The 23414-nt window shown below is 31.7% G+C and carries 23 protein-coding genes and 1 tRNA gene; 20 read left to right on the top strand and 4 right to left on the bottom strand.

The features are described from left to right. The first annotated feature begins 45 nt into the window (after positions 1 to 45). From Q0876_RS02900 to Q0876_RS02810, 19 genes are all read left to right on the top strand, one after another. Positions 46 to 3849, top strand: a complete 3804-nt coding sequence (locus tag Q0876_RS02900) for a hypothetical protein (RefSeq protein ID WP_299223826.1) — start codon at positions 46 to 48, stop codon at positions 3847 to 3849. Positions 3850 to 3879: 30 nt separating this feature from the next. After that, positions 3880 to 4434 (top strand): hypothetical protein, encoded by a 555-nt coding sequence (locus Q0876_RS02895; protein WP_299223825.1) that lies wholly within the window; start codon positions 3880 to 3882, stop codon positions 4432 to 4434. Between the two features lie 72 nt (positions 4435 to 4506). Beyond that, positions 4507 to 5841, top strand: coding sequence for an ATP-binding protein (locus Q0876_RS02890; protein ID WP_299223823.1), 1335 nt, complete (start codon positions 4507 to 4509; stop codon positions 5839 to 5841). 345 nt (positions 5842 to 6186) lie between these two features. Further along, a complete protein-coding gene (locus Q0876_RS02885; protein WP_299223980.1) occupies positions 6187 to 7131 on the top strand; it encodes an RHS repeat-associated core domain-containing protein in 945 nt (314 codons plus the stop codon). Between the two features lie 45 nt (positions 7132 to 7176). Beyond that, positions 7177 to 7557, top strand: coding sequence for a hypothetical protein (locus Q0876_RS02880; protein ID WP_299223821.1), 381 nt, complete (start codon positions 7177 to 7179; stop codon positions 7555 to 7557). Positions 7558 to 7791: 234 nt separating this feature from the next. Then, positions 7792 to 8448: an IS1 family transposase gene (locus Q0876_RS02875; RefSeq protein ID WP_299223819.1), complete on the top strand. Its 657-nt coding sequence runs from the start codon at positions 7792 to 7794 to the stop codon at positions 8446 to 8448. Positions 8449 to 8548: 100 nt separating this feature from the next. Continuing rightward, positions 8549 to 9544: an RHS repeat domain-containing protein gene (locus Q0876_RS02870; RefSeq protein WP_299223817.1), complete on the top strand. Its 996-nt coding sequence runs from the start codon at positions 8549 to 8551 to the stop codon at positions 9542 to 9544. Between the two features lie 2 nt (positions 9545 to 9546). Next, positions 9547 to 10284 carry a hypothetical protein gene (locus tag Q0876_RS02865; RefSeq protein WP_299223815.1) on the top strand — a complete coding sequence of 246 codons (738 nt, stop codon included), beginning with the start codon at positions 9547 to 9549 and terminating at the stop codon, positions 10282 to 10284. Between the two features lie 148 nt (positions 10285 to 10432). Further along, entirely contained in the window at positions 10433 to 11146 is a 714-nt protein-coding gene (locus Q0876_RS02860) for a hypothetical protein (protein WP_299223814.1), read from the top strand. 21 nt (positions 11147 to 11167) lie between these two features. Further along, complete coding sequence (locus Q0876_RS02855; RefSeq protein WP_299223812.1) at positions 11168 to 12259, top strand: RHS repeat domain-containing protein; 1092 nt, start codon at positions 11168 to 11170, stop codon at positions 12257 to 12259. Between the two features lie 3 nt (positions 12260 to 12262). Further along, the gene (locus Q0876_RS02850) at positions 12263 to 12808 is read left to right on the top strand and encodes a hypothetical protein (RefSeq protein WP_299223810.1); all 546 of its coding nucleotides are present in this window, start codon (positions 12263 to 12265) and stop codon (positions 12806 to 12808) included. Then, a complete protein-coding gene (locus Q0876_RS02845; RefSeq protein ID WP_367276631.1) occupies positions 12805 to 13812 on the top strand; it encodes an RHS repeat domain-containing protein in 1008 nt (335 codons plus the stop codon). The genes Q0876_RS02850 and Q0876_RS02845 overlap by 4 nt, the downstream gene beginning before the upstream one ends. Further along, complete coding sequence (locus tag Q0876_RS02840) at positions 13793 to 14527, top strand: hypothetical protein (protein ID WP_299223808.1); 735 nt, start codon at positions 13793 to 13795, stop codon at positions 14525 to 14527. Before Q0876_RS02845 ends, Q0876_RS02840 begins: the two co-directional genes overlap by 20 nt. 181 nt (positions 14528 to 14708) lie before the next feature. Then, positions 14709 to 15371 carry an IS1 family transposase gene (locus Q0876_RS02835; protein WP_299223806.1) on the top strand — a complete coding sequence of 221 codons (663 nt, stop codon included), beginning with the start codon at positions 14709 to 14711 and terminating at the stop codon, positions 15369 to 15371. Between the two features lie 99 nt (positions 15372 to 15470). Beyond that, on the top strand, positions 15471 to 16490 hold the full coding sequence (locus Q0876_RS02830; protein ID WP_299223804.1) for an RHS repeat-associated core domain-containing protein: 1020 nt from the start codon (positions 15471 to 15473) through the stop codon (positions 16488 to 16490). 1 nt (position 16491) lies between these two features. After that, positions 16492 to 16725: a hypothetical protein gene (locus Q0876_RS02825; RefSeq protein WP_299223802.1), complete on the top strand. Its 234-nt coding sequence runs from the start codon at positions 16492 to 16494 to the stop codon at positions 16723 to 16725. A 174-nt stretch (positions 16726 to 16899) separates the two neighbouring features. Continuing rightward, positions 16900 to 17109, top strand: a complete 210-nt coding sequence (locus Q0876_RS02820; RefSeq protein ID WP_299223801.1) for a hypothetical protein — start codon at positions 16900 to 16902, stop codon at positions 17107 to 17109. A gap of 3 nt (positions 17110 to 17112) precedes the next feature. Beyond that, positions 17113 to 17607 carry an Imm26 family immunity protein gene (locus tag Q0876_RS02815; RefSeq protein ID WP_299223799.1) on the top strand — a complete coding sequence of 165 codons (495 nt, stop codon included), beginning with the start codon at positions 17113 to 17115 and terminating at the stop codon, positions 17605 to 17607. Further along, entirely contained in the window at positions 17604 to 17846 is a 243-nt protein-coding gene (locus Q0876_RS02810) for a hypothetical protein (protein ID WP_299223797.1), read from the top strand. Before Q0876_RS02815 ends, Q0876_RS02810 begins: the two co-directional genes overlap by 4 nt. 496 nt (positions 17847 to 18342) lie before the next feature. On the opposite strand, the gene Q0876_RS02805 is transcribed toward Q0876_RS02810, so the two are convergent. The 4 genes from Q0876_RS02805 to Q0876_RS02790 form a co-directional block, all read right to left on the bottom strand. Further along, entirely contained in the window at positions 18343 to 18651 is a 309-nt protein-coding gene (locus Q0876_RS02805) for a hypothetical protein (protein ID WP_299223795.1), read from the bottom strand. A gap of 278 nt (positions 18652 to 18929) precedes the next feature. Then, positions 18930 to 19003 (bottom strand) — tRNA-Asn (locus Q0876_RS02800). A 143-nt stretch (positions 19004 to 19146) separates the two neighbouring features. Next, on the bottom strand, positions 19147 to 20577 hold the full coding sequence (rseP, locus tag Q0876_RS02795; protein WP_299223793.1) for an RIP metalloprotease RseP: 1431 nt from the start codon (positions 20575 to 20577) through the stop codon (positions 19147 to 19149). A gap of 112 nt (positions 20578 to 20689) precedes the next feature. Further along, positions 20690 to 22627: a M1 family aminopeptidase gene (locus tag Q0876_RS02790; protein ID WP_299223791.1), complete on the bottom strand. Its 1938-nt coding sequence runs from the start codon at positions 22625 to 22627 to the stop codon at positions 20690 to 20692. 115 nt (positions 22628 to 22742) lie between these two features. Here Q0876_RS02790 and Q0876_RS02785 point away from each other — a divergent pair, with 115 nt between their 5' ends. Continuing rightward, a complete protein-coding gene (locus tag Q0876_RS02785; protein WP_299223789.1) occupies positions 22743 to 23414 on the top strand; it encodes an SCO family protein in 672 nt (223 codons plus the stop codon).

Genomic DNA, 23414 nt, shown 5'->3' with positions numbered 1-23414 from the left:
TGACTTTTCATTGACTATCAAATAATTAAGAAATAGAATCATTTTATGAAGTTAGTAAATTCAACAGATTTAAAGCATTGGGCAGATACACTTGAGAGTAAAAGCCTATTACCCCTATTAATAAGAAAGCTAATTTTATCAGGTATAAAAATCGAGAATGTTAAAAGAATTGAGTTTCCTTATGGAGATGATATTCAGACAGGAGGTTATGATGGAGATCTTGAGACAGAAGAAGGTAACCTCTATATTCCTGAGGGAAATTCGGTTTGGGAGTTTGGAGTAACTGAAAAAAAGAAAAAGAAAGCTGATGAGGATTACGAGAAGCGTACTAAAAACCCTCTTGGTAAGGTGCAGAGTGAAACTAGCTACATCAACGTTACATTAAAAAAATACACAAAGAAAAATGATTGGGCTGAAGAGAAAAAAGCTGAAGGTATATGGGCAGATGTAAGATTTTATGATGCAGTTGATATTGAGCATTGGCTAGAGTTAGCACCGTCAGTGGAAATATGGTTATCTGAACATTTGGGAAAGCCAGTTAACGGCGTTTATTGTGCTGACGAGTATTGGGAACAATGGTCGACAAAAGAGAGCCTTAAATTTCCAGAACAATTACTAGTTGAAAGTAGGTTACAAGAAGAAGATAAATTGAAAACATTTTTAAATGGAGACTCAGGGAAGGTATCCTATATTAAATCTAGCACAAGTGAAGAATCCTTAGCTTTTATTCTTGCAGTAATTGAAAACATGGAAGTAAGTCTTAAGGATAGCATTCATGCAAAAACACTAATAGTTGAGAATCAAAATAGTTTTAGAAAGCTTATTCAGACTAAAAAGCCCCTTTTTCTCATACCGAAGTTTCTGGTAGAGGATGTAGATATGAATAACGCTATTTCAAGAGGGCATACACTCATTGTTCCTGTTAGTAATAGTTATTCTTCTAGTAATGATAATGTTATTAATTTACCTATTGTTAGTTACGAAGTTTTTATTGAAAACTTACAGAAAATGGGAGTTGACTCCGAGCAATCCAAGTTATTTGCTAAGAACGCGGGGCGAGATATTTCCGTATTGAGGAGAAGTTTAGACTTTTCATCTAAAAAACCATTATGGATAAATGATAAAGATGCGTCACTGTTTATTCCATTTTTGCTTATTTCAAGGTACGACAGCAGTATTGAAGGTGATAGAGAGATTATAGAGCAGATCAGTGGAGAAGAGTATGACTCATATAGTAAGTATCTAAATCAAGTCTTACACAAAGAAGGGACACCTCTTTATAATATAGGTTCAAAATGGAGATTAATTTCCCATGCTGACTCATGGGTCTATTTATCGAGATTTGTAACTGAGGACGTCATAAATAAATTTGAGGAATTAGCGGTTACAGTTCTTTCAGAAACAAACCCTAAATATGGTCTTGATCCTGAGAAAAGATACATGGCGGCATTTTACAATGCAAGACCTAAATATTCTAATTACTTAAAAAAAGGAATATGTGAAACATTAATAGTACTATCAACCCTTGCCGAGAATTATGAACTCTCTGCTTTGGACAACCCAAAATCGTTTGTTGATAGGGTTGTAGAAAATATTTTGAAGTTGGCAGACAGCAATGCATTAAGATCTATTGGATATAACTTACCTCTACTTGCTGAAGCTTCTCCAGAAGTTTTTATATCAGAATTACAAAACGCCATTGAAGATAAAAGAGTTTTAGGTTTTTTCGAAGAAGAAAAGGGTCTGTTGACTGCATCTAATGATTTACCTAATCTACTCTGGGCTTTAGAGAGTATTGCTTGGATGCCTGATTATTTGACCAATGTAGTAAGAGTACTGTGTAAATTGATCAAACTACAACCTGAAAAACTCCCAATGACTAATAGTCCTCTTAACACAATGAAAAGTATATTTCGGATATGGTTTCCTCAGACAAACGCAAATATGAATGAAAGGAAGCAGGTTTTAGAAATTTTAAAGAAAGAGTATCCTGAAGTTGCATTTCAGTTGTTCTCTGGAATGCTCTACAGTGGATCGGATACAGCTTTTCCTACCCATAAGATGAGGTGGCGTTTATTCTCTGAGACACGAAGAGTATCCGTTACAAATCAAGAGGTATACAATATGCATGAATATTCTGTCGATAGCTTGATAGAATTAACTAGAAAAGGGGATATTTCAATGGCTAGAGTGCTAGTAGATAAATTAGATGATATTAATTGGAATAAGATTGATGATGTGCTGTCTTGCTTTGATGTATTTATAAATGAAGATGAAGAGAATAAGGCTGTTTTATATCATGAGTTTAGAAAGTTAATTGGTCGCCATAGAACTTATTCAAAAACCGATTGGTCGCTACCTGAAGAACAGCTTTTAAAAATGGAAAGTAAAGCAAAAGAATTCGAGCCCACTAATATTATATTGGCTAAATCATTTTTATTTGAAGATCATCCAGAATTTATTGAAGGAGTAGAAGAACTTGTAGACGATTATGAAAAAAGAGAAAAAGAGCTCAACAAACTAAGAGACGAATTTGTTTCAGAAGTAATTGAGAAATTTGATCTTCAAAAGGTTATTGATTTAGCTAAGAAAACTGAAAACCCTTATGCTTATGCTCAATCCTTAGTCAATGTTGCATTAAGTGATAATCAAGAAAGAGAAATTTTGACTTTATTAAAGTCCAAGGATTCTAAAGAGAAATGGTTATTAACGAGTTATATAGGTTCAAAAGAGCGCATCAAAGGACGAAAGGAAACTTTAGATGTTTTTGAAAGGCTTTATGAAGAAAAAGTATATGACTACAAGACCATTACGCAAGTGTTATTAGCAATGAGAGTTGATTTTGAATTGTTTCGTTACATAGACTCGTTAGAAAATGAAGAAATAGAAGAAGCTTATTGGGTGAATCAAAATTGGTACATTCCAAGAGATGAAGATGCCGTGATTTTTGCAGTTGAAAAATATATGAAATATAAAAGACCAATTGCGGTATTAAACACTTTAGGGCGCACAAGGATAACAAAAAAGTTAGATTCTACTTTTCTTGTTGAAACTTTAGAAAATCTAGATTTAAATGAAATAAATGAACCTGAAAACGCTAGAGTAAATCATCATTTCATAAGAGAAGTTTTTAGTGATTTACAGGACAGAGAAGCCTTGGATATTGAAAGAATGGCTGGAATTGAGTATAAGTACTTATTCATATTTGACAGGCTAGGAAATGGTGTTTCACCAAAGTATTTATACCAGGCCACAGCTAAATCCCCATCAATTTACATGGATTTTATAAAGAATCAGTTTTTTCCAGAGGATGAAGAACTTAAAGAAAAAGAGATTGCTGAATATAATCCAGAAGTCAGAAAGCTTATGGGTGAAAATGCGTATCGAATACTCAGTAATTTTAATTTAATTCCTGGTCTTCAACCAGATGGAAGTATTATAGAGGATGAGTTAAATACATGGGTTGATGAAGTTAGAATACTCGGTTCAGAAAACCATAGATCTATGGTAACTGATCGTAAAATAGGAGAGTTATTGGCGAGATATCCTAATGGTGATAAACCTATATTTTTTCCTGAAACCATTTTTGATACCCTTGAACGACTGAGTAGTGAAGATGTGTATTTTGGATTTAGAATGCAGGTTTTCAATAGGCAAAGTTTCACTTCTAGGGCAGCTGGTTCAGGTGGTTATATTGAAAGAGATAGAGCAGAACATTTTAATTCTTTGGCAGACGAAATAAAAATTACCCATCCAAATGTGGCAGGTGTTTTTAGAGGTTTGTCAGATGGTTATTTAAAGGATGCAAAACGAATGGATGATAGCGCTCTTCAAGATAGTCTTGATTGAGTAAATCATTAAAATAAATATTAATATGTTATGAAAAATTTTGAATTGTTTGTCAATGATGTAGTTACTAAGTGGCGTTCTGAAAAGAAAATACTTCTAGCAAGTGGAGGATTAGCAGGTGTTAGTAATCGTGAAGCTGGTGATTTGGCTGAAGAGTATATTTTAAGAAAAGTAAAAGCGTTATCTCCAAAGTATATTTGCTTTAAATCTTCGGGTAGTCAGACACCATCTGATATTTATTCTGTAGCAAGAAGAAATGGGTATTGGCATATAATGCTTATACAAGTAAAAAGTTCTAACGATATCAATGCAGTTTATAAGTTAAATAAGGACGACAAAAAAGTGTTTGATACATTAGCGAAATTTATAAAAAAGCAGATTAACACTTCAGAATATATGAAAGCTTATAAGTCTAGCCCAATTATTATTTCTAATGGATATGCAGCAGTGCATAGAAACGAAACAGGCAAAATAGTGAGGCACTCTTTGATTGAAGGAAAAGGTTTTAAACTTTTTTTAAAGAATGCTAGTAAGTTGAATATGGATAGCGTTAATAAAAAAATTGGACTTACTCACAAATTATAGATTTCTATTATTTTTAGCTCTTTTAAAAATTCCTAACTTTGAATTTCCTCATAAGAATATTAAAATAGAATTATGCCTGAAAAACAAAACATAGAATGGAAGCAGTCTTGGAGAGATGAGTACATGAAGTGGATTTCTGGTTTTGCAAACGCTGAAGGAGGAAGCGTCTTTATTGGAAAAACTGACGGTGGTACGGTTAGTGGGATTACTGACTATAAGAAATTAATGGATGATCTTCCAAATAAGGTATCTTCAAAACTTGGTGTTTTTTGTGAGGTGAATTTACACGAACAGAACTCCTTATACTATATTGAGATTATTACCAAGCCATACAGTAATGCCATATCCTATAATGGTAAGTATTATCTAAGAGTAGGTAGTACGAATCAAGAACTAACAGGCATTAAACTTACTGAGTTTTTATTGAAAAAATCGGGAAGAACATGGGATGATGTTATCGAGCCCAATGCAACCTTTGATGATATTAACTTAGAAATGATCGATGCTTTTAAGGTCATGGTTAAATCAAGTGGAAGGTTGCCTGCCTTAGAATCAGAAACTGACACGAATATAATTCTTGAAAATCTTAGACTCGTTGAAAACGGTAAACTAAAAAGAGCTGGATTGCTTTTATTCGGAAAAGAGCCAAAGCGATTTTATATAAGTGCTTTTGTTAAGATAGGGAGGTTTGGAATTTCAGACAGTGACCTTATAAGTCAAGAACTAATAGAGGGTAATCTTTTTGATTTAGCATTTAGAACAACGGATATTTTAAATACTAAATACTTCAGAAAGAAAATATCTTATATTGAGGGACAGAGAGTTGAAACTCCTGAATATCCTTTCGATGCAGTGAGGGAAGCTTTGCATAACGCACTTGTGCATAGAGTTTATGAGTCAACACCTATACAGATAAGTATTTATGACGATAGAATTATTTTTTGGAATCAAGGTGAACTTCCTGATGCATTATCTGAGGATGACCTCAAAAAGAAACATGTTTCCTTTCCAAGAAACCCCAATGTAGCTGAGGCTTTCTTTCATGCTGGATTTATTGAATCGTGGGGTCGTGGAACTTTGAAAATCATTGAGGAATGCTTTGACGCAGGGCTTCCTGAACCTAGAATTGAAGAAACTTCAGGAGGGGTGTCAGTAACACTTTTTAAAGAGATTTTCCCAGACTCTTATTTAGCCACCCTTGATATAAATGAAAGACAAAAAATTGCTATTAAATCATTGAGAAAATCAGAATATATAACCAATAGTGAATATAGAGCTTTATTTGATATTACTGATAGAACTGCGTTAAGAGATATTGAAGAGCTTATAGAACTTTCTATATTTAAAAAGGAAGGAGATGGTAGAGGTACAAGGTATGTAATAGATTCTAATGGATATAGACCTTAATACGCAAATATTGTGTCGGGAATGGTGTCGGGATTAAATCCTTATATAATGCGGTTTTCAGTAAAAATGCTCAAATTAATGTCGGGATTAATTACGGGTTTCCGTAATAAAAATAAAAGCCTGTAAGTTACCTTCTTGTACTTTTGATTAATCAAAAGTACAAGAAGGTAACTAAAGTGCCTAATAAAAAATCGAATAATTGGGCAAAATGCTTTAAAATTCAAAGCAAAATGATTAGGTCAAAACCAATCAAAACAGTATTTCTTTTTAGTTAAAGCTGTTCTTTGAAATAACCCGCTTGTTGAAGTTGAGGTAGTGGTAAAAAAAGTGTAAAAGCTGTAAAAAATTACGGGTAGTTACTATCCTTTTGGCTTGCGACACCGTGGATATAATAACGTTATCAATGGAACTGACCATCCGTATGGATTTAATGGAATGGAAGAAAATGATGAACTTGGTTTAGAATGGCATGACTTTGGAGCAAGGAATTATGATGCAAGTATAGGTAGATGGTTTTCTGTTGACCCACTAGCAGATATTGACCATAGTATTTCAATGACGCCATATCACTATGCTGCAAACAACCCTATAGTCTTTGTTGACCCAGATGGACAAGACTGGTTTTATTACAAAGCAGAAGGAGATGATGACGCAAGTTATCACTGGCATGACGGTAGTGAATACGAGCATTCATATTCTTATACTGATGATGATGGTAATGAGCAAACCAGTACTATTGAGTTACAGGGGATTTCTTCATTTCTTGCTGTAGACCAAAATGGACAGGTGTTTGAATTTGGTAATGACGGAAATATTAGTTATACTCCTGGAGCAGACAAAGCAGCATATATGGCAACAGGTCTTTTTTCCAATGATGACTTTGTTAGCGTTACATCTACAGAAATTGGTAGAAAATCGGATGAGTCAATGGCTGCTGCTGGGGCACTAGTTGTTAACCCATCGAATGCGAACCCGTATAAAGCTATTGTCTCAGGTTTGGCTGGTTTAGCTATGTTAACTACTGCTGCTATTCAAGTGTCGGATGAAAATGATATGACTTATGAGTTCTCTTTTGAGTTTGCGAAGGATTCGAGTAAAAATGAAAAACATGGTTCTGGGCAAGGGCTAACTGAGTCTGAAGATGCCCTAATTGAAAATTTAGAATCACAATTACAAGGTGCTAGTAAAAAGATAAAAAATAAAATAAAGAAGAAAATAAGAAATATTCGTGAAAATGCTCAAAGACGTTCAAAAGGTGAAGAGCATTCTAAAAAACACAAAGGGAATTAATATATGATAGCAATTTTTCAACCATTTTTAGGTGTAGGAGACTTTATGTTCAATAAATCGATTTACAATTATCTTGATACCTTCGAATTTAAAATTTATCGAAAAGATGGAGATAATGATTGTGACAAATACAGAATTGATAATCCTGATATATCGCTTTATCTTGATGATAATAACAAAATAGAATCAATTAACTGTCGTGATGAATGTCTTTACAAAGGGAGAAATTTAATAGGAATGACAATTGAAGATTTTATTTCACATACAGGAGAAAAATATTATGGAGAAGTAGATATATTAGATTATGAAGATGATGGAATTCCTCAGTATGTATACGAATTTGATGATATTGGATTACAAGTCTGGTGTAAAAATAATATAGTAGTGACAATAATTGCTTCACCTGAAATATCAGATGAAGAGTAGGACACAAATCGTTTCAACTGCGATAAAAATGTTCCAAAGACGGTAATGGGTCAAATTGGCTCTTTCAAAAAAAACAAAAAATAAATACTGTTAATCAGTAAGTTATATGTAAAATAAGTCTTCTTCGGAAGGCTTATTTTAGTTCTTTGACATATTGAAAGTTTGTAAGAACGCTCCAAACGAGGGTTTCAAATCCCAACGTGGTTCAAAATGGTGCTTAAATATCTTTATTAAATGAAATGTAAATATTGTAAAAGTTTAAATGCAATCAAAAAAGGAAAAAGAAACGGTATACAACGCTATCGTTGTCATTGTTGTAAAAAATATTTTCAACAAGGCTATAAATATTCGGCATATGAGAATTCAACTAATTCTATGATAACAAATCTATTAAAAGAAGGCTGTGGGATTCGAAGTATATCTAGAATATTGAAAATTTCTAAGAATACAGTGTTGTCAAGAATGCTAAAAATCAGTAAACAGATCAAGACTCCATACTTTAATAAATTGGGATGTAAGTTTGAAGTCGATGAGCTATGGAGCTTTATTGGCAATAAGGAAAGTGTTACATGGATTACTTACGCCATAGAACGACAAACTAAAATGGTTATTGATTTTATTGTTGGAAGAAAAACTTCAGAAAATATAAAACCACTCATTAACAAATTATTATTACTAGACCCGCAACGTATTTATACAGATCGGTTGAATATTTATCCAAGTATCATCCCAAGAGCAATTCACAAACGATTTCAATATTGTACAAACAAAATTGAAAGACACAATCTAACACTTAGAACACATATTAAAAGATTAAGTAGAAAAACGATTTGTTTTTCAAGAAACAAGATTTATCTTGAAGCTCATTTAAGAATCTATTTTTGGGGATAGAAGTTCTAAATTGAAGATTCTTAGTATAGAGAAACGTTCTTTAAAAATACTGTAGTAAAAGTTGGAAACAGCTTGTTAAAATTGTTGAAAGGTCAAAAAAATGGTCTTAGACTACTATCCCTTTGGGCTCAAACATAAGGGCTATAATGACGTAATTGTAAATGCTAATGTTGCATTAAATTGGAAATTCGGCGGCAAAGAATACCAAGAAGAGATGGATTTATCATGGTATGATATTACAGCTCGTAATTACGACCCAGCTTTAGGGCGTTGGATGAATCTTGACCCATTGGCAGAGCAAATGCGTAGGCACTCACCATACAACTATGGCTTTGATAACCCTATTTACTTTATGGATCCTGATGGCTTAGCACCAGAAGGAGCTATAGACTCTTATGGAAATAGTTTAGAGAACTGTTCGTGTAGTTTCACTGGAGATTATAGTGGGTTTAGTGTAATAAAAAATAAAGGGAAAAGTAACGATAATGGTCTATCGCTCTTAAATAATGCCACTGATCATTTAAATGATAAAATTCAAGAACACTATGATAGAATTGGTGAAAAAAATGATATTAATAGTGAGTTGGAATTAAAACAAGAAGAAAAGTATAGAAATAGTAGGCAAACAAGAATTGAAAAAATTCGAGCAGCAATATCTGATTTGCAAGACCAAATAACTATCTTAAAACGAACTATAAATGAGTTGACATTATTAAAGTTTGCAATTCCTTTAGGAATAACAATTAATGATGAGATATCAAGAAACTTAGCTGAAGAGAATGGCATTAAAAAGAAAGGACAAACTTATTTTGGTCAGACTACAAGGAATTTTATTATCCGTACGGATGGTGTTATGTGGACAAAAATACATGAACTAATTCACGTATATGACGCTGTATTTCTATTAAGAGATAAATTGTACAAGCCTAAACCTATGAAGGCAGTCAAGTTTACAAATTTACCTGGTGTTGGAAGTGAAGTTAGAGCACATCGATTAACTTATGCTCTAGGAGGGCCTCAAATAAATAAGCCTAATTCAGTTCTTGGCATTACTCATCCATGGTTTAGAAAAAACTATAGAAAAAAAAATGAATAGTTATGAAAATTAAAGTATTAATAATCATTTGTATAATATTCATAAGTTGTACTTCAAAGAAAATGATTCATGACGAACAAGGTTTTTATGGAGAATATACATATAGAGCAATAAAAAAATCGAAAATTAACAATGTCTTTAAAGTAAAAGCAGAGCGTATATCTAAGTTTAATTTTAATATTGATAATACATTTCTATACGATAATACATATTTTGTTGAATCCGATATAATAATTGAAGATCAAACTGCTTGGAGTAAAGGTAATTGGTATGTTAAGGGCGATTATATTATCTTAAATTCTGAAGGTATAACCTTGAAACCAGAAGTAATAAAAACTAATAAGGTAAATACAATAAAAATTAATATCTCTACTAATGATTTAGTGGTTGATGGAATTGAAGAATATGGAATTAAAGAGAGTCAATACAAATTTTTTATTTGCAAAGACAAAGATGAATGTATAGAGCTATCTGGAAACACATTGCAAAATTATACTAACAATAGCTTCTATCTTAAGATAAAACCAATAAAAGAATATGTGGAGAGGTATTGGATTATAAACACTGATGAGTTATTAAGCGATTTTATTTTTTTTCCTTTAGATGAATATGGCTTAGAAATAAATATTACTTTAAGTGAGAATGATTTTACATACATTAATTTCAATAAGAAATCAGTAAAAATCAAAAGTAAGGAGAAATTAATTTATGAAAAATTACGTTATACAAAAAGTAGGTGAACAAATGCATACTACATATGTTAAGACAACCAAATTTTTTCGATAGATATTGTTTAGTATAAAAACCTTAACTTATAAGTCTAATAAAAACTTGCAAAGAGGTTATATTTTAAACGTTAAAACAAAAATCATCTTTTAAAACCAAATAATGAAAAGAATATTAATGATTTTTTCTTTGTTTCTATTTATGAGTAGTGCTTCTAAAAAAAGTGATTACGATAAAATAGACATATCTGGTGAATATATATCTAAAAAAACAGAAAAAACGAGTAACAATGTGAAGATAGAACGTGTATCCAAATTTCTTTTTAACAAGGATAATACTTTTCTCTACAATAAAAAGTATATTATAAAGACGATTATTATATCTCATAATGAAGCAGCTTGGAGCAGAGGTAAATGGAATATAAAAGATAATCATATTATCTTAAATTCGGAGCGCTTAATTTTCAACCCTGTAGTAATCGAAATTAGTGAAGTAAATACAATAAAAATTAATGCTATAATTGATGATTTTGTTCAGCCTAAGATAAAAGAAAAGCATTTCGAATTTTTCATTTGTAATGATGAAAATAAGTGTTTTAAGCTTACAGAAAATACTTTTCAAAACTATAATGATAATAATTTCTACATCAAGATTAGGCCAATAAAAGAATTATTAGATCCTTATTGGATAATCAATAGCGATGAGTTATTAAGTTCTGTTATTGATTTCCCTTTAGATAAATCTGGGTTAGAAATAGATATAACTTTAGATAAAGATTCTTTTAAGTATGTTAATTTTAATAATGAATTAATTGAAATAAAGAATAAAAATAAATTCATTTATAAATATTCACGTTTTACAAAGAATAAGAGATAAAATTGTTAAAAGGTCAAAAAAATGATCTTAGACTACTACCCATTTGGGCTCAAACATAAGGGCTATAATGACGTAATTGTAAATGCTAATGTTGCATTAAATTGGAAATTCGGCGGCAAAGAATACCAAGAAGAGATGGATTTATCATGGTATGATATTACAGCTCGTAATTACGATCCTGCTTTAGGCCGTTGGATGAATCTTGACCCATTGGCAGAGCAAATGCGTAGGCATTCACCATACAACTACGGCTTTGATAACCCTATTTACTTTATGGATCCTGATGGCTTAGCACCAGAAGGGGTTACAGATTCGTATGGGAATGGTCTAGAAGGCGCATCTGTAACTCTTTCTGGAGATTACAGTCGATTTTTAGGAGGAGGTAAAAGAAATAAAAATGTAGCTTGGACAGCTAGTATTGATGATAACGGAATGACAACATACACTGCAGGTGAATTAGCATCTGTTGATTCATTCGCTGAGCAATATGGAATAGATAAAAGTCAAGCATCTCAATTAATAGGTGATGACCCAATTGTTCCAGGTGTAACAACAGTATCTGGTCAAGATGTATTTGAAATGTTTGGCTCAGAGGCTTTGAAATTAAATGATTTATCTAATTCGCAACAAAACCTTGACCACTTTATGTACGCTTTAGCTCACGCAAAATCAAATGGTAAAAGTATTCTTTTAACATCAGACTTTATAAAAGGTTTGTCTCAAAGACCAAATATTCCTTTCACAGCTGATGGTTATATTGATATTAGTGGTGAAAGTGTTAGAGTTAATTTTGAGTTAATGTTATATTCTCATGTCGGAGGTTATAAAAGCAATAGTTTTAATGCTCCGTATGGTTATACAGTAGAAACTAGTAAAAATATTTTGCATAGTGAAGGTACAGCTTTCGGCAAAAGAGCAAAAACATCCAAGTATAAATTAGATGCTTTTATTTATTATCCAAAGAATAACCTTGGATATAAACAAGGTCTAGTCCATCAATCATATGTCGTTATTAATACCTATTATAGTCAGTATAAAATATTCGAAAGGTATGTTGAGCGAAAAGTGTCCTCTTATTATTATATCAATACAAAATCATCTATAAAAAATTAAATAATGAAATTTAAATATTTAAATGTAATTGTAATTTCAATCATTCTCTTATCGTGCAATGAAATCAAACCTCAGGATCATGAAAGTGATGTTCTAAGCTGTTTAAGACATAGTCTTAAATCGCAAAATATTATATCCCCTTTTAGCTATTTAAAAACTCTAGAAACTAGTCTTATTAAAGAAGATATTTTGAAAAATAATACTAAAGAAGGATATATGAATTTAGTTGCTCTTCTGGCTAATCAAAAAGAGAATTGTAATGAAATTATCACTTTAGCTGAAGATAAAGAATATGATTATGTATATATGAACCATACCTTATTTAATGAGATTTATAAAAATTGTATATACAAAGAACTAGGGCAAAATAAAAAATCAAAACAATTAAACAAATTGTTAGATTTATTTGATAAAATGCAAAGTAAAAGTTTTAAAGATGAATCAATATTGAAAGATCTTATTCACATGACAAATTTCAAAAACGACAATTCAAGATTAATGATTTGCCATTGGATATATACATATTGCTGGGTAATAAGTTCTGACTGAATTCACTCGTAATTGTAAATGCTAATGTTGCATTAAATTGGAAATTCGGCGGCAAAGAATACCAAGAAGAGATGGATTTATCATGGTATGATATTACAGCTCGTAATTACGATCCTGCTTTAGGCCGTTGGATGAATCTTGACCCATTGGCAGAGCAAATGCGTAGGCATTCACCATACAACTATGGCTTTGATAACCCTATTTACTTTATGGATCCTGATGGCTTAGCACCAGAAGGGGTTACAGATTCGTACGGTAATAGTTTAGAAAATGGTGCGGTTAACTACTTTGGAAACTTTGGTAGTGAAAGTGATGAAAACGCTAAAGGAGATTATAAAGGTAAAAATGCTAACGCATATAAAGACTATTACGCTAGTGCAATTAATAGTTTAGATGAAACTGTTGCCGATCCACTTGGAAATTCAAGTGACATTGCTAACTTTTGCCCTGATTGTTACAATAAGAATATAATTTTTGATTTTATTGCTAAAGCGGTTGAGGCATTTGGAATACGTGATGCTAAAAGAGAAATAAAATGGCGTAATGGAGAATCTGAGGTTCATAACGACTACGCTTCCTATAGTACTCTAGAACCTATATTTGTTATAGGCGGAGACCGTTTAAATTATGATGCATCGTTTACTAATAATATTAGGAAATATTTTCTTGCCGATCGTAATACATATGCATTTGATCTTCCTTTTGAGATTGGAGATAGAACTCTTATTGCAAAAGTTGAGATATATTTGAAAGCAAGTAGAAGAGATCTAAATTTTAAGTATCTTAATTTTGGGGCTTCTGGTAATGATCAAAATGGAGCGGTCTTTGGCCAATTTGCAATATTAAATGACAAAGGGTTTTTAGTTGCCAGAATTCGTTTTGCAAATCAACAAGAGTTTAACGCTTTTGAGAAAAAATATGTGACTAATCCAAGGTTGAGAGCGCATTACGGATATATAAGAGAGTATAATGAAAAAAAGAGAAATGAAAAAAAGAAGAATTAAAATTGGTTTTTTAATTCTTACATTAATTATCCTATTTTATATCTTAATTACCAACAGTAAGCTAGGTAGTATAGTAATTCAAAATATAGATAGACATCAGGTTAGCCAAATTGATAAAAACACTCTAGGAAAAATATATGATGCATACAGATTTAAAAATTATTTTGGTTCAAATAATAAAAAAGAATTTTTAGAATATGTTAAAACCTATGATAAAGTTTTATACAAGCAACTGCAGAATAATAAAATAGATTTATATGCTCTCCCTAAGTCAAGAAATTATTATGATTTTGAAGGTGTTTTTTATTATGGATTGAAACTGTCAAATGATGGTAGTTTTGATTCTATAGATCAACCGATTCACGTATTCAATTCACAGAAATATAAACTAAATACAATATATGGTATTAGCGATAATGAAATTACACCTTTAAAAAATATTAGTATTTTTAAATTGGCTTCTGAATTAATGCCTTGTAAAATAGAAAATATTAAAACTGTTTTTAATGACACTATTTATGATAATAATTACCCAGAGTTTAAATTTTTGATAAAATCAGAGAAAGATATTCAATACTCTAACGATATCGACCAAAAGCTTTTGAATAAAATTTTAAAGGACCCTTTTTTTAGTGAATTTTCTGAGAAATATGATGGTGTTTTTCTTCAATTTTTTTATGAACCTTTGGAAAAATTTTATTGCAATGATAGGTAAGGTAGGTAGTGTAGTAAACTAGGTCATAGACCAAAATGAAATTATAAACAACTGAAAACCAATAGTTAAAGTAAAATTTAATTATTGGTTTTTTATGTTCATTGATATCTTGATAGAAAACAAAATTGCTTAGAGCTTTTAAAACCTAGGTTCTTTAAATCGTTATGTAGTAAATTAGGTCATGGAAAAAATCCAATGTCCCAGATGCAATGGAATCTCGATTAAAAATGGATTTCAGAACAATAAGCAGTGCTATAAATGTAAAGTTTGTAATAAACGATTTCAACTAAAGTATAGTTATAGAGCTTACAATTCCGATACCAATGCATTAATCAAAAGTTTATTAAAAGAAGGTTGTGGTATCAGAAGTATTTCTCGAATCATTGATATTTCAGCTAAAACAGTGTTGTCAAGAATGCTCAAAATAAGTAAGGCTATTAAACCGCCTTACTTTCAAAAGCTTGGCTGCAAATTTGAAGTTGATGAGCTTTGGAGTTTTATAGGTAATAAAGATAATGTCACTTGGACTACTTATGCTATAGAACGACAAACAAAATTTGTGATAGATTTTTTTGTTGGCAGAAAAACGTCAGAAAATATAAAGCCACTTATCAATAAATTATTATTGTTAGATCCAAAGCGCATTTATACAGATCGATTAAATATTTATCCGAGCATCATTCCGAAATCAATTCATAAACGGTTTCAATATTGTACAAACAGAATTGAAAGACACAATCTAACACTTCGAACACATATTAAAAGATTAAGTAGAAAAACGATTTGTTTTTCAAGAAACAAGATTTATCTTGAAGCTCATTTAAGAATCAATTTTTGGGGATAGAAGTTCTAAATTGAAGATTCTTAGTAAAGAGAAACGTTCTTTAAAATACTGTAGTAAAAGTTGGAAATGGCTTGTTAAAATTATTGAAAGGTCAAAAAAATGGTCTTAGACTACTATCCCTTTGGCTTAAAACATAAGGGCTATAATGACGCAATTGTAAATGCTAATGTTGCATTAAATTGGAAATTTGGTGGTAAAGAATTCTCTGAAGAATTAGATTTGAATACTTATGATTTTGGAGCCAGAAATTATAATCCTGATCTAGGAAGGTGGTCAAACATTGATGCTCTATCAGATGCAAAGGGGCAGATACATAATTCCCTTTATGCATACACTATGAATAACCCAATCTTCTTTGCTGATCCAGATGGAAATTGTCCAGAGGGTGTTGATTGTAATGAAGTTGGCACAGTTAGTGAGAATAATTCAGACAGTGAAAATATGCAAATTGCTGTTAAAAGAAAAGCAAAGAGTGTATGGAATGGTTTGAAAGCAATTGGTAGTGCATATATCAACCCAGAACAAGTCGGTTCTATGATTGTTAATTCATTTTCATCAGCAGCACCATACGCTAAAGCTCTTTCTGAAAATGGTATTTCAGGATTAGGTGGGGCTATAGTTGATGGTATTACTTCTGATATGCAGCAAATTGCACATGAAGAGGGCATAAGTCATTACGATGGGGCACAAGTATGGGCATATGAAGCTGCATTTGATGCAACAGCTATGGTGTTAACTGAAGGTTCTTTTTCAACCGTTAATACAACAACTAAAGTCATGACAAAAGTTGCTGATGATATAGTAGTACCAAGTAAAGTTGTAGATGATGTTTCAAAATCAAAATCTATAAAAGCATCTAATGGGATCGAAGTAACTGGATTTACTAAGCATGGTTTAGATCAAAAAATGGATAGAGGTGTTAGTTCATCAAGTATGCTTCAAGCAATTAAAGAACCTCTTCAAATTGGACCTGTTAAATTTGATGATTTAGGTAGACCTTCGCAGAGATTCGTCGGAGAGAAAGGAACTATAGCAGTAAATCCACAAACTGGTAAGGTCGTTTCAGTAAATCCAACATCAACAAAAAGAGCCGCAAGATTAAAAAGAAAACAAGAATAAAATGAAAATAAAACTATCGAAAAAAGAATATGATTATTTACTAAAGTTTAAAAAAGTAAATAATGACATGGTTTCTGAAGAATCAAAAGTGATAATAGATTTTGATGAAGACTATCTATTAGATTTGCATGATTGGGTTAATGACCAACTTCTGACCACTGGTTTTGATGAGAATTATGAATTAAACGATGATGGTAAAATTTTAGATAATTTAGTTGATATTTTAAATGTATGATTTATTTAGGTAGTATCGGTAGTGTCCCAAACTAGGATATGACTTAAAAATAGAATTTAAATCACTGAAAGACAGTAGTTAACAGAAGTGTTGATTGCTGTCTATCTAGGTTTAGATTTTAGTAGTAATATACGATATGTTGGAATTACTAGTAGAAGCCCTAATATCCGTTTCTTGGAGCATTTAAACTCGCTAGGAACAGGTAAAGAATTTCTAAGATATAGAGCAATACCAGGTGCAACTCAACTCAATAAGCAAGCAGCTAGGATTTTAGAACAAGGATATATTAATAAATATGGTTTACGTAAACACGGTGGGCAATTATTAAATGAAATAAACTCAATTAGCCCAACCAAATGGAGTAAATACGGAATAAAGAATTAAATTATGGCTAGAAGAATAGTAGTAAAAAGGGGAGATGTTTTTGAAGTTAAATTAAATAATAATAAGAAAGGGTATTTTCAATTTATTATGCTAGATACGACTCAGTTAAACTCAGAAGTTATTAGAGTGTTTAAAAGAAAATATGAGATTAATGAAAATCCAAATTTGAATGACATTATTGAATCTGATATTGATTTTTATGCCCATGTTATTATTAAATTTGGAATAAAGATGAATCTTTGGAGAAAAATAGGTAACATACCTATTAGTAAAAATATCACTAACCCAAGTTTTAGAGATACTAAAGATTATGGCACATCTAATATAGAAGTATCTAATAAGTGGTTTAAATGGAAAGCTAACGAAAGCTTCATTGAGGTTGGAATTTTAAATGAAGATGAAACCAAATTAGATATTGGTATTGTTGTTACTCCATTGGATATTGTGGATAAAATGAATACTGGAAAATATAATTTTGTTTATCCTAAATATTTATGATTATAAAAGTACATATCAAAATAAATGAGAAAACAAAAACGGATTTTTCACTCCGTCATATTTTAGCTGATACAATTGAAGAACGTAAAATAGGTAAAGTAATCGAAGAAGGTACATCGGCAGATGGTTTTCATGTTTTGGTATCTTTTAATGATAAATCAACTATTAAAAAAAATGAAATCTTCTCATTAGTTCAGAGCTTAGGGTTAGGGAAAGCAATGATTTTAAATATGGGGTAATGGTACAGATTGGTAGTGGGTAGTGTAGTAAACTAGGTCATAGACCAAAATGCAATTGTAAACAATTGAAAACCAATAGTTAAAGTAAAATTTAATTGTTGGTTTTTTATGTTCATTGATATCTTGATAGAAAACAAAATTGCTTAGAGCTTTTAAAACCTAGGTTCTTTAAATCGTTATGTAGTAAATTAGGTCATGGAAAAAATCCAATGTCCCAAATGCAATGGAATCTCGATTAAAAATGGATTTCAAAACAATAAACAACGCTATAAATGTAAAGGGCATTAATCGTAAAAACCGCGATAGGGCTGAGTGTTAAAAAACAATACAGTGTATTGTTTTAATGAAGTTGCCAGATGGCGGGTTGGCATTCCAAAGTTGGAACAGTATTGAAATAGAGTAAGTTAGAGTTAAGGCAGTTTTAAAAACTGTCTTATCTCTTTTTTAAGTTCATTGATATATTGAAAATTGATTTTGAGAATTAGGATTTGAAAGACTATGATCTTTTGCATCCTATTCTTGTGCTGAGCGTAGCCGAAGTATTGACGATACATTTATTAAAGTTTCTATTGATTTCTAATCTATTGATCCTTGCATTACTAAGCGTTTCAGAAAACATCGATTTATCGATACTTTCTCCTTTAATAATTTCCATAGGCGTTTTACCATACAATCGGCAAGGATATCTATGATGATTATAATATGTCATAAATGCATCAAGACTTTTAATATGTGAGGCTTGATCTTCGGATTGCTTTCCACCCATAAATTCTGATTTGTAAATACTATGGGTAATTTCAGACATGGCATTTGAGAAAGGAAAGCCTGAGTAAGAACCTTGAAGAGTATTTAAAACTCGGAATATCATTTATGCATGCATAGATAAACTCTATAAATCATCGCCAACAAATATTAAAAAAAAGATTTCGGGTTCGATATTTCCTGAAACATTGATTTTTTTTAAAAATAAGTATCGAATCGCAAAATTAGATCCTTTCATTGCGCTTATCCGTAGCAAACATAAGCCTTTCAAGAGGCTGGAAATAAAAAATCCCGCCAAAAATGACGGGAAGTCTAAGAAAGCTCCTCTTCTTGGGCTCGAACCAAGGACCCTCTGATTAACAGTCAGATGCTCTAACCAACTGAGCTAAAGAGGAGTGTTATTCTTCGCTTTTGCGAGCGCAAATATAGGTTATTTTTTAATTTATGCAAAACGACTTTATAATTTTAATCGTTTTTTTTAATAGAAATTAATATCAGCATCGTATCTAATACAAATCAGTAAGATTCTATGCCAGTTTTAGTTCGTGATCGCCTTGAATATATCATTTCCATTAGCAAAAAGCACTAATGCAATTAATATTAAGAACCCAATCATTTGTGCACGTTCTAAAAAGCGCTCACTAGGCTTACGGCCAGAAATCATCTCATATAATAAGAACATGACATGTCCGCCATCTAAAGCTGGTATTGGTAATAAATTAAGCACACCTAACATGATAGAAAGAAAGGCTGTAATTCCCCAGAAAAACTCCCAACTCCACGTATCTGGAAACACATTATAAATGGCATAAAACCCTCCTACACCTTGATACGCTCCTGTACTTGGCGTAAAAATTAACTTTAGTTGTTCGCCATACTTTTTAAATTGCTTTATAAACTTCGTCGTACCTGCTCCAAAGCTTTCAGTAAACGTATACTCTTTCCTTACCACATCTACATAACCCAACTTATCAAAAACATCAATATTACCACCTCTTATAATTCCTAACTTACCATCTTCATTAATATTAAGAGGTAGTTTGATTTCATTTTTATCCCTAAGTATCGTTGCTGTAACCGTTTGATTCTTATAAGCATTCAAAACGTCTGGAAACTGATCAAAGTACTTTAATTTCCTATTGTTGATTCCAACAATAACATCGCCTTCTTTTATTTGGGCTTTAGCATTTTGCATCGTATCTATGGCACCTTTAATATAAAAAGGAACTCTTAACTTTAATAATGCACCATCTTCTTTTTTAGACTTTGTAAGTTGCCCTGGGAAATCTACTGGAAAATCAATTTTTAGTTCTTCTCCATCCCTAACAACGTGCGCTTCTTTGGCTGTTATAAAACTGTAACTTAAGTCTGCAAGGTTCTCATAAGTTGTTCCATTAACCGAAACAATTTGATCTCCAGTTTTAAGACCTACACTTTTTAGCACAGGGTTGTCTATTATATAACCATCTTTTATACTGTTTGTAGCTACTGTAGTATCACCATAATATCCTGAAACAAAAACATAAATCGCCCAAGCTAGAACAAAATTCACTATAACACCACCTAGCATAATGATAAGACGTTGCCAAGCTGGCTTAGAACGAAATTCCCATGGTTGAGGCGGTAAAGCCATTTGCTCTTTGTCCATACTTTCGTCTATCATTCCAGATATTTTCACATAGCCACCCAATGGTAGCCAACCAATACCATACTCTGTTTCTCCAATTTTTTTTCTTAAAAGTGCTAGACTTTTAGGTTCAAATTTATCCCAAAAAGAAGGTTTAAAGGCTTCGCCTTCAGCTTCATAATCTTTTGCTTTCTGTTCTCTAAAAGAGACTAACTGCTCTTTCGAACGTCGTTTAGCCCAAGGATCGAAAAATAAAAAAAACTTTTCTACGCGCGTTTTAAAAGCTTTTGCTGGTAAGTAATGACCAAATTCATGTAAAACAATTAATACTGATAAACTCAATAAAAATTGAGATATTTTAATTACAAACTCCATCTATCAAATGCGTTAATTTTATAAACGCACAAAAGTACATTTTTAAAATCACATTATAAAGCAATGTGTATAGAGCTTATTAGTTTTTTAACACGGATCTGTGAACTACCCCTTTGTTTGTAGAAATTCTGAAAAACAACATTCCTGAAGCCATATTTTCTATCGATATACGATTTGAAAAATTTTGCTTTTGAACTAATTGACCAAGTGTGTTGAATATTTCGATAGACTCGATAGTAATTGTGTTTGGCACTTTAATATTAACGATGTCTTTTGAAGGGTTAGGATAGACTACTATATCGTTGTCAAATTCAAATTCTTCAACTCCAAGGATAATTTGATTATTAGCTGAAATTAAATCTGATTCTGGATCAAAAAGCACATCTTGAACTATAAAACCAACGGTCTCAAAAAAGTTTTGCTGGTTAGTCGTATGATCTAAAATAAGGTCTAACGTTTCTCCAGAAGTGCCAATAAGCCTAATAGGAACTGGAGCTTCAAAGAACGAAACTGATGGGTGGCTTTGCATTTGTGAAAGCTCAATAGAAATTTCTCCTATACTAGGTTGATTCCAAGTTAACGTATAAATAGGAAATCCTTGATTATATAACCAATCATCAAAAAACGCTGTTAAGTCTTCTCCTGATGACGCTTCAACAATTGAAATAAAATCTTCGGTTTTAGCATAATCAAAGGCATGTTCAGGTGTACTTAAATAGGTCTTTAATGCCTGAAAAAAGTTAACATCGCCTAGCTTTTTTCGAAGCATGTGTAATACCATAGCACCTTTATTGTAGCTTAATCTTCCATTAAAAATCCTACTTACATTCGTAGTATCTGCATCTGTTAAGTAAACAGCTCCACCAGAAAAAGCAGTTATTGAGTTATTTCGTTGTTGTTTCCATAATCTAAATGTATCATTACCATCAAGGTTTTCAAAAACAAGACCAGAAAGGTATGTGGCAAAGCCTTCATTAAGCCAAATGTCTTTCCAACTCCCACATGTAATTTTATTTCCAAACCACTGATGTGCTAATTCATGAGCTATTAGGTTTCGGTTATAGCTTCCCATAAATGATACTGTTGTATGTTCCATTCCTCCGCCAAAACCAAATTGTGCATGACCATATTTTTCGTTTTCAAAAGGGTAAGACTCAAATAAATCAATAAACAAATTCATGATATCTACAGTCACTGGTGTACTGGCTTGTGCATTGACCAAACTCTCTGGATATACATAATTTATAATCTCAAACGGACTACCATCATTAGGCACCTCATGTGAATATACTTCATAGTTTGTAGCTGAAATAGCAATTAAATAAGCAGGTATTGGGTACCGATGCTTAAAATGTGTAGTTTTTTCTGTTGCATTGATGACTTGGCTTTGCTCTAAACCATTTGAAACTGCTATATATGCTTCGTTAGATAGATTAAAACGAGGCGTAGTTAAAAACACATCTACAGAATCGATCTTATCAATTAAATCTTGTTTACAAGGCCACCATGCTTTAGCACCATAAGGCTCAGACAGTGTCCAAATTATTGGGTCTCCATTATGTGTTTCCTGTACAAAAGAACCCAGCCCAGAACTCACAGGATTACCAGAATAACTAATCGTTAATGAATCTAAAACTCCTGCACTTTGTATTGTTGGCAGTGTAATTATTAATTCATCATCACCATTTTGAGTAAAAGTTAGTGAGTTACCTCGCTGCATGACTTGAGAGACCATCATATTGCTTGCTAGGTCAAATGTAACCTCACTCATGTTTGATTTAGCTTCAAAGTAGGACGTAACATCTCCTGTAATAAATGAAACCGAAGGGTCTATATCTAGTTCAAGTCTGTGATATTTCAAATCATAATTACCTGTATTCAAATTTGCACGATGAAAAATCTGCTGTAAAGCTGATTTGGCTTCAGCTAGTCGTACACCTTCTAAAGTTTCATTGAAATCTTGAGAGAACAAACTGAATGACAGTAAGCTTAGAAACGTGAATAATGAGATCCTCATGAAGAATAATAGTTTTCTTTTTTAGCAATATAGCATGTTAAAAGTACTGAATTTGTAGAGAATCTGTCGTATTTTTGCACTCGAATCTTACAGTAAAGCCTTAAAAAATCAAGTCATGTTCGCTTTTTTCAAACAATTCAAACTCTTTTTTATTGTATTATTAATCGTTTCTATTGTAATCATCTCAATATTCTATTCAATTTTAAAAGTAGAACAACCATTACCTATTTACCAACCAAATAGAGTAGATGTTTCATTAGTAGACAGCACGATAAGACATCAAAAAAAATACCATACGATTGCAGATTTCAAATTAGTTAATCAAAATGGAAAAACGATAACTCAAGAAGATTATAAAGACAAAATATATGTTGCTGATTTCTTTTTTACGACCTGTCAAACTATATGTCCTGTAATGACAGATCAAATGCATCGCATTCAGGAAGAACTAATCAATGATAATGAAGTCATGCTTTTATCACATTCTGTAACACCTAAGATTGATTCGGTTGAGCAATTAAAACGTTATGCTAAATTAAAAGGTGTTAATGATAAGAAATGGAATTTAGTCACTGGTGATAAAAAACATATTTATGAACTTGCCAGGAAAAGTTACTTAGCGGTAAAAACTAACGGAAATGGAGATCAATACGATATGATTCATACCGAAAACTTTATGCTCATTGATAAAAAACGTCAAATTCGTGGATTCTATAATGGCACAAGTTCATCTTCAATCGACTCTCTTTTACAAGATATTAAAACCTTAAAAAAAGAATATAAATAG

Origin of the sequence: uncultured Psychroserpens sp. (genome assembly GCF_947503375.1) — a bacterium.
Classification (GTDB): domain Bacteria; phylum Bacteroidota; class Bacteroidia; order Flavobacteriales; family Flavobacteriaceae; genus Psychroserpens.
This window is presented reverse-complemented; position numbering and strand designations above follow the sequence as displayed.